At 37.2% G+C, this 14,591-nt stretch carries 14 protein-coding genes and 1 pseudogene; all 15 read right to left on the bottom strand.

Annotated elements, in window-relative coordinates; translation table 11 throughout:
- Position 1: 1 nt before the first annotated feature.
- The gene (locus tag HDEF_RS06815; RefSeq protein WP_015873905.1) at positions 2–1,663 is read right to left on the bottom strand and encodes a hypothetical protein; all 1,662 of its coding nucleotides are present in this window, start codon (positions 1,661–1,663) and stop codon (positions 2–4) included.
- 79 nt (positions 1,664–1,742) lie between these two features.
- Positions 1,743–3,026, bottom strand: coding sequence for a hypothetical protein (locus HDEF_RS06810; RefSeq protein WP_015873904.1), 1,284 nt, complete (start codon positions 3,024–3,026; stop codon positions 1,743–1,745).
- A gap of 30 nt (positions 3,027–3,056) precedes the next feature.
- Positions 3,057–4,475, bottom strand: coding sequence for a type III secretion system translocon subunit SseC family protein (gene sctE, locus HDEF_RS06805; RefSeq protein ID WP_015873903.1), 1,419 nt, complete (start codon positions 4,473–4,475; stop codon positions 3,057–3,059).
- A 201-nt stretch (positions 4,476–4,676) separates the two neighbouring features.
- Positions 4,677–5,195, bottom strand: a complete 519-nt coding sequence (sicA, locus tag HDEF_RS06800) for a type III secretion system translocator chaperone SicA (RefSeq protein WP_015873902.1) — start codon at positions 5,193–5,195, stop codon at positions 4,677–4,679.
- A gap of 104 nt (positions 5,196–5,299) precedes the next feature.
- Positions 5,300–6,349 carry an EscU/YscU/HrcU family type III secretion system export apparatus switch protein gene (locus tag HDEF_RS06795; RefSeq protein WP_015873901.1) on the bottom strand — a complete coding sequence of 350 codons (1,050 nt, stop codon included), beginning with the start codon at positions 6,347–6,349 and terminating at the stop codon, positions 5,300–5,302.
- Between the two features lie 175 nt (positions 6,350–6,524).
- Positions 6,525–7,289 carry a type III secretion system export apparatus subunit SctT gene (gene sctT / locus HDEF_RS06790; RefSeq protein WP_015873900.1) on the bottom strand — a complete coding sequence of 255 codons (765 nt, stop codon included), beginning with the start codon at positions 7,287–7,289 and terminating at the stop codon, positions 6,525–6,527.
- 2 nt (positions 7,290–7,291) lie between these two features.
- The gene (locus HDEF_RS06785; protein ID WP_015873899.1) at positions 7,292–7,552 is read right to left on the bottom strand and encodes an EscS/YscS/HrcS family type III secretion system export apparatus protein; all 261 of its coding nucleotides are present in this window, start codon (positions 7,550–7,552) and stop codon (positions 7,292–7,294) included.
- A 16-nt stretch (positions 7,553–7,568) separates the two neighbouring features.
- On the bottom strand, positions 7,569–8,234 hold the full coding sequence (locus HDEF_RS06780) for an EscR/YscR/HrcR family type III secretion system export apparatus protein (protein WP_015873898.1): 666 nt from the start codon (positions 8,232–8,234) through the stop codon (positions 7,569–7,571).
- 11 nt (positions 8,235–8,245) lie between these two features.
- Positions 8,246–8,674: a FliM/FliN family flagellar motor switch protein gene (locus HDEF_RS13990; RefSeq protein WP_174889250.1), complete on the bottom strand. Its 429-nt coding sequence runs from the start codon at positions 8,672–8,674 to the stop codon at positions 8,246–8,248.
- Positions 8,669–9,283: pseudogene (locus HDEF_RS13985) on the bottom strand (hypothetical protein); the annotation flags it as partial. The gene HDEF_RS13990 and the pseudogene HDEF_RS13985, both read right to left, overlap by 6 nt.
- The gene (locus HDEF_RS06770) at positions 9,280–10,368 is read right to left on the bottom strand and encodes a SpaN/EivJ family type III secretion system needle length determinant (RefSeq protein ID WP_015873895.1); all 1,089 of its coding nucleotides are present in this window, start codon (positions 10,366–10,368) and stop codon (positions 9,280–9,282) included. The gene HDEF_RS06770 and the pseudogene HDEF_RS13985, both read right to left, overlap by 4 nt.
- Complete coding sequence (locus tag HDEF_RS06765; RefSeq protein ID WP_015873894.1) at positions 10,353–10,808, bottom strand: type III needle complex assembly protein; 456 nt, start codon at positions 10,806–10,808, stop codon at positions 10,353–10,355. The genes HDEF_RS06770 and HDEF_RS06765 overlap by 16 nt, the downstream gene beginning before the upstream one ends.
- The gene (gene sctN, locus HDEF_RS06760) at positions 10,792–12,087 is read right to left on the bottom strand and encodes a type III secretion system ATPase SctN (protein WP_015873893.1); all 1,296 of its coding nucleotides are present in this window, start codon (positions 12,085–12,087) and stop codon (positions 10,792–10,794) included. Before sctN ends, HDEF_RS06765 begins: the two co-directional genes overlap by 17 nt.
- Positions 12,087–12,512: an InvB/SpaK family type III secretion system chaperone gene (locus HDEF_RS06755; protein WP_015873892.1), complete on the bottom strand. Its 426-nt coding sequence runs from the start codon at positions 12,510–12,512 to the stop codon at positions 12,087–12,089. The genes sctN and HDEF_RS06755 overlap by 1 nt, the downstream gene beginning before the upstream one ends.
- Before the next feature lie 22 nt (positions 12,513–12,534).
- Positions 12,535–14,589 carry an EscV/YscV/HrcV family type III secretion system export apparatus protein gene (locus HDEF_RS06750; RefSeq protein WP_015873891.1) on the bottom strand — a complete coding sequence of 685 codons (2,055 nt, stop codon included), beginning with the start codon at positions 14,587–14,589 and terminating at the stop codon, positions 12,535–12,537.
- Positions 14,590–14,591 lie beyond the last annotated feature (2 nt).

The following is a 14,591-nucleotide window of genomic DNA, read 5'->3' as shown; positions in this document are numbered from 1 at the left end:
TTCACCAATTTCTTACAATTCCTATCAAAGCCTCTGCTATCATCTGACATGCATTAGCTAATACTTTATATAAATTTTCGGCCATCGAATGGGCTTGACTCAATTTTTGCGCGGATTGTCTGGTGTCTCCTAAAGCATTATCTGTCATCGTGGTGCCAGTCGTTTTCAATGGGCCAAATTTTTGAATATCTATTTCGTAGAATTTATCGTTTGTTGCCATTTTGGATTTCGCATCCTTCAGCTCCCTTTCTGCTGCCTTCAAAAGATCGTATGATTTATTAGCCTCCGTCGTTAGGGGGATTTTTTCCCAAAATGCCCAAGATGACGTATTTTTAAATCGATCAGATACGTCTTTATAATGATCCTGACGTCTTTTTAACTCCTTTTCAAGATAATCTATATATTCTTTATGTGTCCGTTGTGAGTCTTCAGTAATTTCTGGAAACGTGTCTTTTACCGACTTAATCAGAGTATCTATATCAGAGGGATTCGCAACGATAATGTAGCCTGTTTCATATCTTCCCTTACTTTCATCCCATATCTTCACTTCAACAAGAGACTTTTCAGGCGATAATCCAAGGTCATTACACAAATTTGTCATCTGATCTTTTTTTGTTAACTTGGCATTTACTTCACTTGCCACTGTAGGATACAAGACTTTTTTCTTGGTATAACTACCATCAGTGTTATATTGCGAAACTTCAATAGACGCATTATCATTATTTGCTTCATTAACATTGACATAATCACCGCCTTGTGACTTTTTTTGATCCTTAAACACTATCTTGGTTCCTTTTTCGACCCCATAGCTCTTTTTCAATTCCTCTAATGCGTTGAGATAGGCACCTGCTTTAAATTTTATTTTTTCGCCAGACTTATCCGTATTGTCTATCCATTGTTCCATACGATTTATTTCGCTCAATTCTTTTGAATAGTCTTTTTGGGCGTTCGACACACGTCCATGTACATCAACATAACTATCTTTGACACTCTCCATAACACCAATTACTTTCGTATACACTCTTTCTAGCAGGCCACCTCCATCGCTGCTCGGTGGCGCTGGCAGGCTCGGTGGCGCTGGTGGTACATGAATCGGTTCTCCTGGCAGGCTCGGTGGGGCTGGCGGCGCATCAAGCTCATTTGTACTGCCGCTGTCATTTTTTAACTGTTTATTCACTGGGTCTAAAATAAGAGAAGATGTTTCAGGAAAAAGGTTAGCAATCTGTTGTTCACAAAACTCTTTTTCGTTCGCTTCCAGACCTGTTGAATCTAAAATAAAGCGTTTCAGCACTTCTACTGATCCACCCTCGGAGATGAAGGTTTTTTTAAATATCTCTTGAAAAAGTGTTTGCTGTTCAGCACTCGAGGCTTTTGATAACGCTATCATTGCACGAAGATGTGTTGCGCCTATGTGCTGATTTAATTCTGTTGTTTGTTCATTCTGATAACATTTGAATTCTGATAAAAAATTCTTTAAAGATTCTTTATAAATTTCAACATTAGCATTATTATTATGATGGTTTTTGAATTCCAGAGAAGGAGAGTCTGAAAGACTTCTCTCTTTTTTATCCAATTGATTTTCTGGAATTTTGTCATTTGGTTCGGTTTTTATATATTCACTTGAAGACATCCAGATTCTGGAAGTAGCAGTAGCAGTAGCCATAAAATGTTGAATCCTATTATTTTAGTTGAGAACTTTTTTGTATTATTAGGTATGAGATGAATCATCCCCTTCTGCTCTTTTACGCCGATTTTGAGGCCTGTATCTGGCTACCTATAGTATTTGATGCTATATCTGCAGTTCCATTGATACCTTTATTGACATTTGTCAGGCCGTCATGAGCATCCTGTAATCCTCTCTCTGCAAGATTTTTTTCATATTCACTGAGCTTTTGTTGCACCATCGCTTCTTCTCCCAGGGATTGCTTGGTGACGGTTCTGATGACTTCACCAACCTGACCGGCCATTTGAAACCCAGCACTAGAGATGCTTTCATACACTTTTGCTTTCTTTATCTCTTCATGCTTTTTATTGTATGCTTTGTTAATTGCATCCAGGTGTTCATTTTTTTCCTTTTCATGAATTTCCTTAACCTTTGGATTGCGTGAATTGTTAGCGTGTTGCTTGTTAGCCTTCGCAAGTGGTCTATGTGTGCTTTCTATTTCTTTATATTTTGTTTTTGCTTGATGAGTCTTTGTTAAACTTTTTAAACTCGCAACTGCTGAAACCGCTGACACGGTCATGGTAGAAATAAGTCCATATATGGCCGCCGTCTTTTCAGCCGTCATTTGCTCTTTCATCCCCAAAATTTCTGAATCTAATGCTTTTTTAGATAGTTCACCCATTTTCTTCATGATAGCTATTTCACTGCTTTGCATATCACGTAATAAAACTTTGAGTTCACCAATCATTGAAATTAGATTAGCCAGGCTTCCTCTATTTTCAGGTGAAAATATATCAGGCCTGCTGATCTCCAATTTAAGCGCACCCATTATTTTTTCATATTTTTGAGAAAGCTTTTTATGTTCAGATGCTGCTGCTAAAATTGACGGATCTTTTAATGCTGATTCGACGATATCATTGATTTTATTGTACATCTCTTCCGAGATTTCATCGCTTATATCTGAGTCTGAATCAGACTCAGACTCTAATGTTGATTCATGTTCAGATATGATTGCTTCAACTTCTTCCATAGATACATGTTGATGGTTCTGCAATTTTGTAACTAAATTTTCCAGTTTTTCAATTGCTTTTGAATAGGAGTGATTAATATTTTTGATACCTGTTTCTATATTTTTGTTAAACTCAGCTTCTGCTCCCTCTTTTCCTAACTCATGAGCTTGTGTTGATTTTTTTGCTTTTTTTAAAACAACAGCCCTTGTATTTTTCTTTATAGCATCTTCCGCAAGCGTGTCAGAACAGTCTTCAACACCAGAAGCGCATGGTTGCTGTTCTTGAGGATTTAACTCTTCTGGGGGGGTACTGCTGGGATTGGTTTTATTACCGTCATTTGGTGTAACGTTCATATGTATTTTCCTTTTTATTATAAGTAATATTTAGCCTTTTATGGCTCTTACAAAAACTTGCATACTCGAAAGTGCTCTCAAGATCGCTTGACTGAGATCTTCTTTTAAATGAACTACTGCGTCAGAAATGCTTTCCATAGGCGATTCAATACTTTGTCTTAGCTCATTAATACGCTTTCTCTCAAATTGTAACCTTTTGATCTCAGCCTGAGCATCCACGGACTTTCCCTTATACTCGTTCGAGATAATCTCTCCCGTGCCGTTTATTGCATGACCGGTTGGATGTAAAATTGCACGCAGAGCCTGCATGACATAATTACCGTACTTAAGCATTAACTGGGTTGTTTTTGAGGACATTTTTCCAATAAATTTTGAAATAAATTTAGGGACGATTTTAGAAATTAATTGAGAAACCGATTTCAAAGCCAAGCCTGCTGAAACTAACACAAGCGCTACAACCAAAATAATTGCAGTCAAGATGGCGGCTATTAAATTAGCCGTGTTTTTATCAAGACCATCTTTTTCAAGTCTAGATGCAATACCATCAGCTATGGCTTTCATGAGGGGCTCCATGGCCCTGGCGGTTAATGATTTTTTTCCAGAAAGTTCCAGGCTTTTGTCTGCAGCTAATAAACCTAGAGCAAGTGCCGCTATGACTAAACTGGCTCCCCCTGTAAAAACGGCAGCGATACTGCTGAGAACAGTAATCGCAGTGACTACATGTCCAATCACCTTAGCAATACACCCCATTTTTTCTTTCATGGTTTTTGCTTTCTCCATTGCCTCTTTATTTTTTTTTATTTGCTCCTTCATTTGTGTAATATTGTTTTGGAATTCAGCTTCCATCACTTTTTTAGTATTTTGTATGTCAATGCTAGCGCTCTCACTCATCAGATTTATTACTTCAGCCATTAATTGCGTTAAAGATAAAACATTGTCTTGCATGCGTTTCATTTGATCGTGAGTCAGATCATAATTTTTAAGTAAAGTATTTGTTTTTTCATTTAGGTCTTTAATTTTTAGACTGATTTGTTGTAATTTTTTCTCCTTCTCTTCTTTATCTGTGATTTTTGATAATTTTTGCAGTTCTTCCTTGAGTTCTTCTCTGCTAGTGACTAAACCTTGAATTTCTTTTGAGTTGTTTTCTACGGCTTTGCTGTTTTCTTTCAATAACTTTAAATTCTCTTTTAACTTAACAATATCCGCATCCCCCAAAATATTAGCGACCTCTCCAAGCAGCTCGTACAATCCCCCATAGGAAGATTCCGCTCCGCTAACAGGCGCTCTCATAATCGGGATATCTGTGAACTCAGGATTTTTTTCAAGATCGGTTTTTTCAGCAGATTCGACGAGCTGTAATTCTAATAATGCCTGATTTGCTTGAGCTAAAAACGTTTTAGGATCAAAAAGCTCTAACTCATTCGCTTTATGTTGTGCGGCTTCCTTCATAGGATGTTCCGCACGCTTTTTCGCGGCTTTTTGTGAGCCGCGTCGTCCTATAAAACCTTTTCTATCATCAACAGCACTTTCAGCCTCATGATCATCTTCCTGAGCGTCAAATTCCTCTTCAAATTGGTTAGGATCGGCATAATCAGGTAATCAGGTGACGGAATGAAAGGATTGTATGAACCTGCGACATTGTTCAGCATGTTATGCCTCCTGTGTGGCTGTTTTTTTAGATTTTATTTTTTGCATGGTGTCTAAATACGCTTTTGCTTTTTTTCGTATGAATTGATCTTCTATTTTTTCATACACTAATTCAAAACAGAGTTTGGCTTGTCTGGGTTTGCCCATGAATAATTGACACTGGCCACTCAAAAAGACAATTTTGTAATCAGAGGTTTTATTTAATGCAAACGCGATAGCGTATAAATCGATGGCTTTTTTGAATTGTTTTTTTAATTGATAGACGGCCGCGAGCCCGACGAAATAATCAGAATTATAAAGGTCATACATGCACAAAAACCGAAAGAATGTTTCTGCTTCATCCAGTTTTCCTTTTTGATAAAAATCGTAAGCGTAAGCATATAATCCCTCCATCATTTCTTCAGGAATATTATGAATATCTTTTAAAGACGCTGAATTTATAATCGCATCAGACAGCATTTCTGCTGTTTCATCATCTATTTCTAATATTTTTTTTTGATTAATATCTCGTATTACACTCATATTTCCCCCAGTTTTTAAAATGCTTCAAAAAATTGCATTATTGATAGATCATTTTTTATAAAAATATTTTTATTAGTTTCTTTAAAGTAATTTATAAAGTGCATTTAAAGTAATTTATAATACCCTTCGCTTTCTACATCATATAACCAGAACAATAATTTTAAGAGTTCATCTAATTCATCCATACGAACAAAAGAATAGCGATTATTGTTTTTATATATTGCTCTGGCTAATGAAATATTTTGAATAACAGGGACCCCGACTTTTTTTGCATAAGCCCTGACTGCCAATGCTTTTTGATTCGTTTCTAAAACTGAAATAAAAGGCATCATGACAGTATCTGGATTCACATAAATGCCTACTGCAATATGTGTTGGGTTGGCAATAATACATTGTGAATTTTTAATATCCGATTTAATTTGTTCCGAAAGTATTTCCATATGTAATTCACGACGCCTTCCTTTTATTTCTGGGTTTCCGTCTTGTTCTTTCATTTCACGTTTCACTTCCTGTTTATCCATTTTCAGATCTTTGATGTGCAAGAAGTATTCTGCCAAGGCATCTAAAATTAAAATAATCACGATGCATCCCAGGCAGGTCCATAATATGCTTTGTAAAAGCTGGCCCCAAACCATCGTGATTTCATAAGGGCTGCTGCCATGTAATTGTTGAAATAAAACACCTCTTTTTGTATTCCAAACCACTAGGACTGCAACAAAAAAAGTACCCAAATATAAAACAGATTTAACGGCATCTTTGGCTGTGCGTAAGCTGAATATTTTTTTAAATCCTTTAGTCGGATTTAGTGCGCCTAAATTCAGTTTGATGGCTTTAGTCGCTAGTAAAAATCCAGTTTGTAATAAACTCGGTAAGGCGGAGCAAAATATACAGAGCAATAAAATAGGTAAAAAAATTTTAAATCCAATCGATAAAACAGAAATCGTATAACGATGAATATCGTATTCAAAATTAAAAGAAATAATTTCTTTATAAAGAAACATTAATTCACTAAAAGAAGCAAAAGAAATTAAATATTGCACGCCCGCTAACATTAAACAGGCAATAATAAAATCTTTAGTTTTAAAAGATTGCCCTTTTTTTGCAGAATCTTTTAATTTTTTTTGGGTCGGTTTTTCTGTTTTATTAGATGACATAATAGATTAATTCATTTCATTTAAATAACTTAATGTTATTTTTTATCATTAAAATAAAAATGAATATATGATTCACTTTTTTATTTTTTTCATCTTTTTAATACGAATTGAATTCTATATTAAATTATTTATTTAAATGTCATGAAATGTAATTTTAAAGTAAATTTTTTAAATTTTATTTAAACCAAATAGGGAGCAACTCTGAATAGAAAGACAGGGAATTTATTTGATCTGGAATAAAAGCAGAAAAATACAGAATGATCACTAAAAATGCGATTAAACTTTTTACGGTTAGCGCAATAGAAAACGCATTTAATTGTGGTGCAAAGCGGGATAATAATCCTAATATCGCTTCTGTCATTAATAATACGGCTATCACAGGGCTGGCCAGGATTAACGATTTTGACATCAATTTAGTGAGAATGGCAAAAATAGGAGAAAAAGCAAAAGTACAGTCTCTGAGAGGGGAACATATTTGATAGCTTTGATGATAGCTTTCTAAAAATAAAGTCATGCCGCCACCTTGTAAAAAAACCGCCGCGGCAAATAAATTAAAAAAATTAGACAGTTCTGAAGTATCAACACCGCTGATAGGATCGATGCTACTACTGATGGTCGCTCCCCTTTGGTTATCAATAATAGCTCCTACCGCATGTAAAATCCAAAAAGGCCAGGAAATAAGGAAAGCCAAAAGTACACCAATCAGCAGCTCTTTACTGACTAAGCCCAGGTATAAAAAAGTTTCAAAAGGAGGTAATACCTTTTCCTGATAAGGCCATAATGAAAAAGCCACCAGCATGGTAATGGGCAGTCTTAAAGAACCGGTTAATACGTTGTTGCTAAAAAAAGGCAAGAGAAAGAAGGCAGGCATTAATCGAGCAGAAGCAAAAAGAACGACGATTAATTCATTTAAAAAATGATTAGTGAAGTCTATCATCATTTTTATGGCCGTCGCAATGCGATACCAATCACTTCACGTGCATAAGCCAAGAGGGTGTCTCCATACCAACCTGCTAATAAAAAAAGACATAAAGAGACACTTAATAGTTTGATTCCAAACGGCAAGGTTTGTTCCTGTAGCTGTGTGACAGTTTGAATCAGGCCAATGATCAGCCCTACTGCTGTTGCCACAGCAACAGGAATCGCGCTTAACGTTAAAATTAAATAAAGTGCTTTGTTACCTGCAAATACCAAATCATTCATATTTTACTCTGTCTGTTCAAGAGCTGGCTCCAGCTAAATCCATATATTGTAAAATCATTCCTTTAGAAATCAGGGTCCAGCCATCTAATACAACAAATAAGACCAGTTTGATCGGCACAGAAATGGTGACAGGGCTCATCATCATCATCCCCAACGCCAGTAGAATGCTGGATATCAATAAATCAACCACCACAAAGGGCAAATAAATGTAAAAACCAATTTTAAATGCGCTTTTGATTTCGCTTAACGCGTATGCAGGCAAAAGAGCAAAGATAGAGGGTTTTTCCTCTTCGGCACCAGCAAAATCTTCTTCCTTTCTGTCAGAGGCGGCTTTTTCAAAAAATTGGGTTAACTCTGGATCTGCATATTTGACAAGATAAGAACGATAGCCATCGAGACCATTTTCAACGAATTCGATCACCGAGGAAAGGTTTCTGACATCGAATTGTGCATTTTTATGGCCTTCATAGATGTTTTTGACAATAGGCATCATCACAAAACTGGCTAACAGCAAAGCGACACCATTGAGGGTCATATTTGACGGGATCTGCTGCAATCCGAGGGCATTTCTGACCATCACAAACACAATCGAAAATTTGATATAGCAAGTGCCTGATGCGATGACGAAGGGTAATAATGTTGAAAATGCAAGAATTGAAATGAGTGAAATGTCATTGTCCATCTTAGGTTTTCCTATGTTTTACTTTGGTAAAGCTGAGTTAATTCGACACCCAATGCTCCATTTTCCATCCCAAGTAATTTGCCACGAGCAATCCGTACATTGTTGGCCCTGATTTCAATTCTTTCCTCTATAGAGGGTTCAAGCGGAATCACTTCACCTTCATACATTTTTTCTAATTTCTCTACTGTGACTTTATTTTTTTGCAAGATAAAGGTGAGTGTCACTGGAACCTGAGCACAAAGAGATGAAGATTTTTTTTGATCTTCTGGATGATGTTCATGCACTTTATTTTCATTTCCGGCGTCATCGCCATCATCATTTTCTTGATCTTTTTGATGTTCCTCATCTTCGTGTTCATTCTGTTCCTCATCCTCATATTCATCCTCATATTCATCTTCTTCTAGATTTTTATCATATTCTTCATCTCTTTTTTCAATCATGATCTTTCCTTCATTTTTTTGATAACAACCAATGCCAATACCGGCAGTACTGACTCTATCTGTTAACTGTGAAATTAATAATATATCCCCCACTGATATTTTTTTTAACAAACCCAAACTTAATTGGCTGACGCCGATTTCAAATGTTAAAGGGATGGGTAAAATCGACAGGTTTAATTTTTTAGGCAACGATGGACGGGGGATCTCCATTTCAGGCAATTTTGTGATCCAAAGTGCCCCTTGAGAAGTTTCCAGACACAATAAAGGTTTTTCAAATATACTGTGATCAGGTAGGGCCTGTAGTCGTAATTTTTTATAAGATAATGATTGTGGAGGCAGATCGACAGGGCGCTCTGTTGCTGAAAACAGTCGTTTTAACTGCAGGTTGTCATACATTTGGTTTGATAATCCTGACATTTCAGGTGCAACATGAGAAAATCATTCTCCCAGATTCATCACCCCTTGCCAGCTTTCATCAGCAGTAAAAAACAGTAATTCTGAAAATGCATCAGGGGACGAAATGCTCACGGGAACCCCTTCTGCGCGCCAGAAAGTTTCAAGTCGACGCTCTTTTATCTCCGATAATAAAGGTAATTTTAAGCAATTCACGTGCTTTCCTCATCCATTTGTTCTTCTTGTTTTGCTTGATGTTGATGATCCTTTGGCTGTTCGTTTTGATCATCTAGCAAAACCCAGCGTCCATGGTTGGCTTCTTCCCAGTGATCTTTTAAATGCTGCCCTACTGCAGGGCTGGAGGGTGTCAACAAAAATTGCCTTGGTTCATCATTGATTTTAGGCGGCATCACAATATTGACTGATTTTTCTCCTGCCCCTTTCCAGCTTTTAAAATGATAATTGTTTCCAGTATCAGCCTCTTTGAGATTGGTGATATCCTGAACAAATGGAAGTTCCTGTTTTTTAGAAGCCAACTCAGGCGTATTTTTGCCCACCAAAGGTTGCTGTTCTTTAAATGTTTGATGCAAGTGCATACCCGTAGGGGTAGACTCCATTTTTTCTCTTATTTCCTTCTTTTCACCTACTTTAAAAGATAAAAAATCAGATGTTTTGTCTTCTGGTAAAACATCGTCTTTCACTTTATCTTTATGATGATGATAAGGATGTAATACCGGCTCTGTATTCAATGTGTCAGATTTTTCAAGCCCCTTCTGGTTCTTGGTTTCAGGTGAAATGGGGGCCACTTTTTCCCCTTTTATTGGGTTCATTTGTGTCTGTTTTTCTGCATAACTTGCTGCCATCAAATGTTTTTTTCTAAGACAATTGCTTTCCAAACTTCCTGCTTGAATGTCATCGGATGCTTTAGATTCAGCCTGAGGTTTTCTAATCTGTTCTAATTCATGACTAGACATGGGCTTGTAGACCTGAATGACCATGTTGGCTTCTTTAGGAAGAGTGTCATCTTCTTTTTCAGATGTATCGTATTCTTCGGTGCTCATATCATCAAATTCGTCATTGATTTCTGATGATTTCTGAGATGTATGATTCACCTCTTTTTGCTGATCAGAGCATTGACCTTCCAGTCCTTTTTTTAAGAGCGTTTTTAACTTTTCTGATAAAAAAGAATCTAATTGCAGATCTTTATCTTGTTTCGGTACTGGCAGGGCTTTTATTTCATTTTCCGGCATTTCTTGTTGCAAATTATTTTGCAAAAAACCGATGTCTATTTTTTCTTGCATGTGATGATCTCCTCCATTTCTGTTTCTTCTTGTTTTAATTGAGCCATGCGGCGTAATTTTTTTTGCACTTTTTGCCAATGGTGATATTTATCTGATTTACGTAGCCAATATTGGCGCTCTTGCATTACTTTTTCTTTTTCTTTTTGGTATTCCATCTTTTTTTCTTGTATTGGGACTTCCTTTAAATTCAACTCTGTTAATTGACGCCGAACAATCGCTAAACGTCTTTGAATAGCGTAAAGACCCGTTTTGTTCATTTTCCCTTCTGGCTTTTGTAAATAAAGAAGGGTTTTTAAATGCTTTCGTTTTAATTCAATCTCTTCAAGTTTTTTATCTAACTTCTGTTCTTTTTGCTTGATTTGAAACACAGCAATGTCGCATCTTCTTTGATGCATTTCACAACGATTTAATAAAACAACGATGTTATTGAGTAAGCTCATTCATGGCCTGCAAGGTTTGCTCAAATGATGAGTGTTCGTTCATACTCTGTTGTAACCATTTTAATAATGCCGGCCGTTTTTTGATGGCTCGGTCATTTTCCGCGTTTTCTCCCTGGCGGTATTCACCCAGTTCAACAAACATTTGCAGCTCTTGAATTTTAGCTAAAATATTTCTGAATTCACCGGCCATGCTCAGGTGATTGGTATCGCAAATCTGGCTTGAAACACGGCTGATGCTGTGTAATACATCAATGGCTGGATAATGATTTTTGATGGCCAGTTTTTTGCTTAAATAGATATGACCATCCAGGATAGAACGAATTTCTTCCGATATCGGATCAGGCTCATCATCGCTTTCGAGCAAAATAGTGTAAAAAGCAGTAATACTGCCATTTTTGGTATTGCTTGGCCGTTCCAATATCGAAGGCAGTGAATCAAAAACAGAGGCAGGATATCCTCGCCGTGCGGGTGCCTCTCCTGCTGCCAACGCCACATCACGTAGCGCACGGGCATAACGTGTAATCGAATCAAGAAAAAGTACGACTTTTTTACCTTGATCACGAAAATACTCCGCAATGGTCGTGGCCAGTAATGCCGCGTTACAACGATCCAATGAAGAAAAATCTGAAGTGGCATAAACCACAATACATTTTTGCGCGCGCCCTGACTTGGATAAAACTTCAGTAAATTCAGTGACTTCACGTCCCCGTTCACCCACAAGCCCTATCACAAAAACATCTGCATCTGCCTGTTCAATCAGCATATGCATCAATGAAGTTTTACCACAGCCTGCAGCCGCAAAAATCCCCATTCTTTGACCTACACCGCAGGTGATTAACCCATCTATTGCTTTCACCCCTGTAATAAAAGGATCACGAATAGATAGTCGATGTAAATAAGAAGGGGGTGGAGAATCAATAGCACGAATTGAAGGATTATGCATTATCTCTGTAGGCTCGCTTAAATGAGCCACTATTTTCCCCGAAGGATCTACAACACTACCCAACAGGGAATCATCTATTGTGACTAATAAAGCTGCCCCTGTTGGTATAATCACCACATCCCTTGATAGACCCCGTGCATTCCCTATTAAACTCAGAACACTTCTGTCATTATAAAAACCCAAAACCTGAGCTCGACAAATGACCTCTGATTCAGAGCAATCAGACCTGATGTCACAAATTTCCCCTATCTTTACGCCGAACAACCGTGCTTCAATAATAGGGCCTGACAGGCGAAGTGGATGCGCTTTATAACGCAATAATCTGAGTTTGTGCATTATCGAAGCATCTCAGAATAGGTTTCTATTTCTTCAAAAAAGCCGGTTAATACGTTTGAAAATTTTTCATGATCATGTAAATAATCGGGATCTACTTTAACTTTTAAATGAATAGCGTCTTCGTCGTTATCCAACTCAAGTTTCTTGGTGGCCGAAAAATCACATTCCGCCTCTAATTTTTCTTTTATCAAACTCGCCGATCTTTCCAACAGGGTCTCGCGCTCTGGCTCTGTTAAAAGAGGCATTAAGCTAGACCATACCCAAATTTCATCTTCATCATCACGAGAGATAAAAATACTGGGCTTTTCATCAAACTCTAACTGAATGGTGGAATGCGCATCAAAATTTTGTAATAAGTTTTCATTACAACCGCATGAAATAAGCGCTTTACGCACTAAATCAGCCAGATCAATATTATTATTCATTATTTATTTTTCCTCTTTTAATTTAAATGGTTTTAAGAACATTTACAGAGACCGTTTCAGAGATTTCTCCAAATGACATCACTTCTAAATCTCGAAAACGAGACTCTATAAATTTTTTAACAAAACGTCGGGTGTCAACCGATGATAAAAGGACTAAATCTTTATGATCAATCAATAAATTTTCTAAATTAACAGAAAATAAATCCATTAATTGATCAGATACCGCAGGCTCTAAATTAAGAAAAGTCCCCCCTGATGTGTTTCTTATTCCTTGACGTATCATATCTTCCACTTCTGATGATAAAACGATCGACCTGAGTTCATTATTGACAGAAAATTTATGACAGATGTATCGAGATAGTCCACCACGAACATGTTCGACTAACGAGATGACATCTTTTTCACGAGGCATCCATAAAGCTAAAGATTCCATAATCAGCCGCATATTACGAACCGAAATACGTTCAGAGAGTAAACGCTGTAGTACTTCGGTAATCCTTTGTATTGTGGCGTGCCTCATAATTTCTTTCATTAAATCAGGATATTTATTTTCCAGTTTATCCAACATGTCTTTCGTTTCCTGGATACCAAAATATTCGCTTACATGACGAGACAGTAAAGCTGCCATGCTGTGATAAAGTTCATCTATTGGTGAACGTAATTGATACCCCATATTTTCCAGTGTTTCTTTATGTTCAGGTTTCACCCAGACAGTACCGTTATCGAGCACAGTCTCTATCTCTAGTTGCATAAGCTCATCTGAGCTGTTGACGATTCTCAATAAATCAAGCTGAAGTACAAATTCTTCTGCTCGAATTTCATTGATCAAGAAAACAGCTCGATTTTTTGATACGGTAGTCGATGCCCTTAACAAGATGTTAGGGAGACGAATACCATAATCAATAAAGAATTGGCTACGTAAATGCTCTACTAATTTTTGATTTTCTAATTTTTCTAAATCAGAAGAAGACACCAGCATAATAAAAGGTACGGTTTCGGATGAAACTTTATCTAAATTACCAATCAGCCCCAAAGAACTGTCAATAGAATGTGTCTCATTAAATACGCTATCTTCTTCTTTACTATCAGCTTTTTCTAAAGCCTCTGTGCCTTTCTTTTTTTCAAAGAAATGTTTGTATATAAAAAATCCACTTAAAACACCGGCTAAAATGACAAAAACAAATAGAGGAAAGCCGGGTAAAAACCCAATGGTCAATGCTAATCCTGCCGTAACCATCAACGCAAATGGGTTTGATACTAATTGACTCATCATGGTACGACCCATGTTGTCACCGTCCCCATTTACTCGGGTCACGATAAAACCGGCACTGATTGCAATCAATAATGAAGGGATTTGAGCTACCAGGCCGTCTCCTATGGTCAACATGGTATAAGTAGAAAGCGCCGATGACATACTCATACCATGCTGGCTGACACCCACACTTATCCCCCCGATAAAGTTGATAAAAATAACGATAATACCTGCAATCGCATCTCCTTTAATAAATTTCATCGCACCGTCAAAGGAACCATACAGCTGGCTTTCTTTTTCTAAAACAGATCGCCGTTCTTTGGCAGCATCGGAATCAATGACGCCCGCTTTCAAATCCGCATCGATACTCATCTGTTTACCAGGCATAGCATCAAGAGAAAAACGGGCGGCGACTTCAGCAACACGTTCTGCCCCTTTTGTAATGACGATAAATTGCACAATGGTGACGATCCCAAAAATAACAAAACCGACCACTAAATTATCGCCGATGACAAATAACCCGAATGTGCGCACGATTTCTCCGGCATCCGCGTCATTTAATATCAATCGGCTGGTACTAATCGACAAAGCGAGCCGAAATAAAGTGGTAATCAACAAAACCGCAGGGAAAGTAGAAAAATTTAGAATTCGGTCAATGTAGAAGGATCCCATAAATACCAATAAGGAAATCACGATATTGAGCCCGATTAAAAAATCAACAAGATAAGTTGGTAGAGGGATGATCAGCATCGCAATAATCATGATGACTAAAGCGAGGATCAATAACTCTGGTCGGTTCCGTACATTTTCTAAAAATTTATTCATCT

The organism is Candidatus Hamiltonella defensa 5AT (Acyrthosiphon pisum), from assembly GCF_000021705.1.
GTDB classification, from domain to species: Bacteria; Pseudomonadota; Gammaproteobacteria; order Enterobacterales; family Enterobacteriaceae; genus Hamiltonella; species Hamiltonella defendens.
This window is presented reverse-complemented; position numbering and strand designations above follow the sequence as displayed.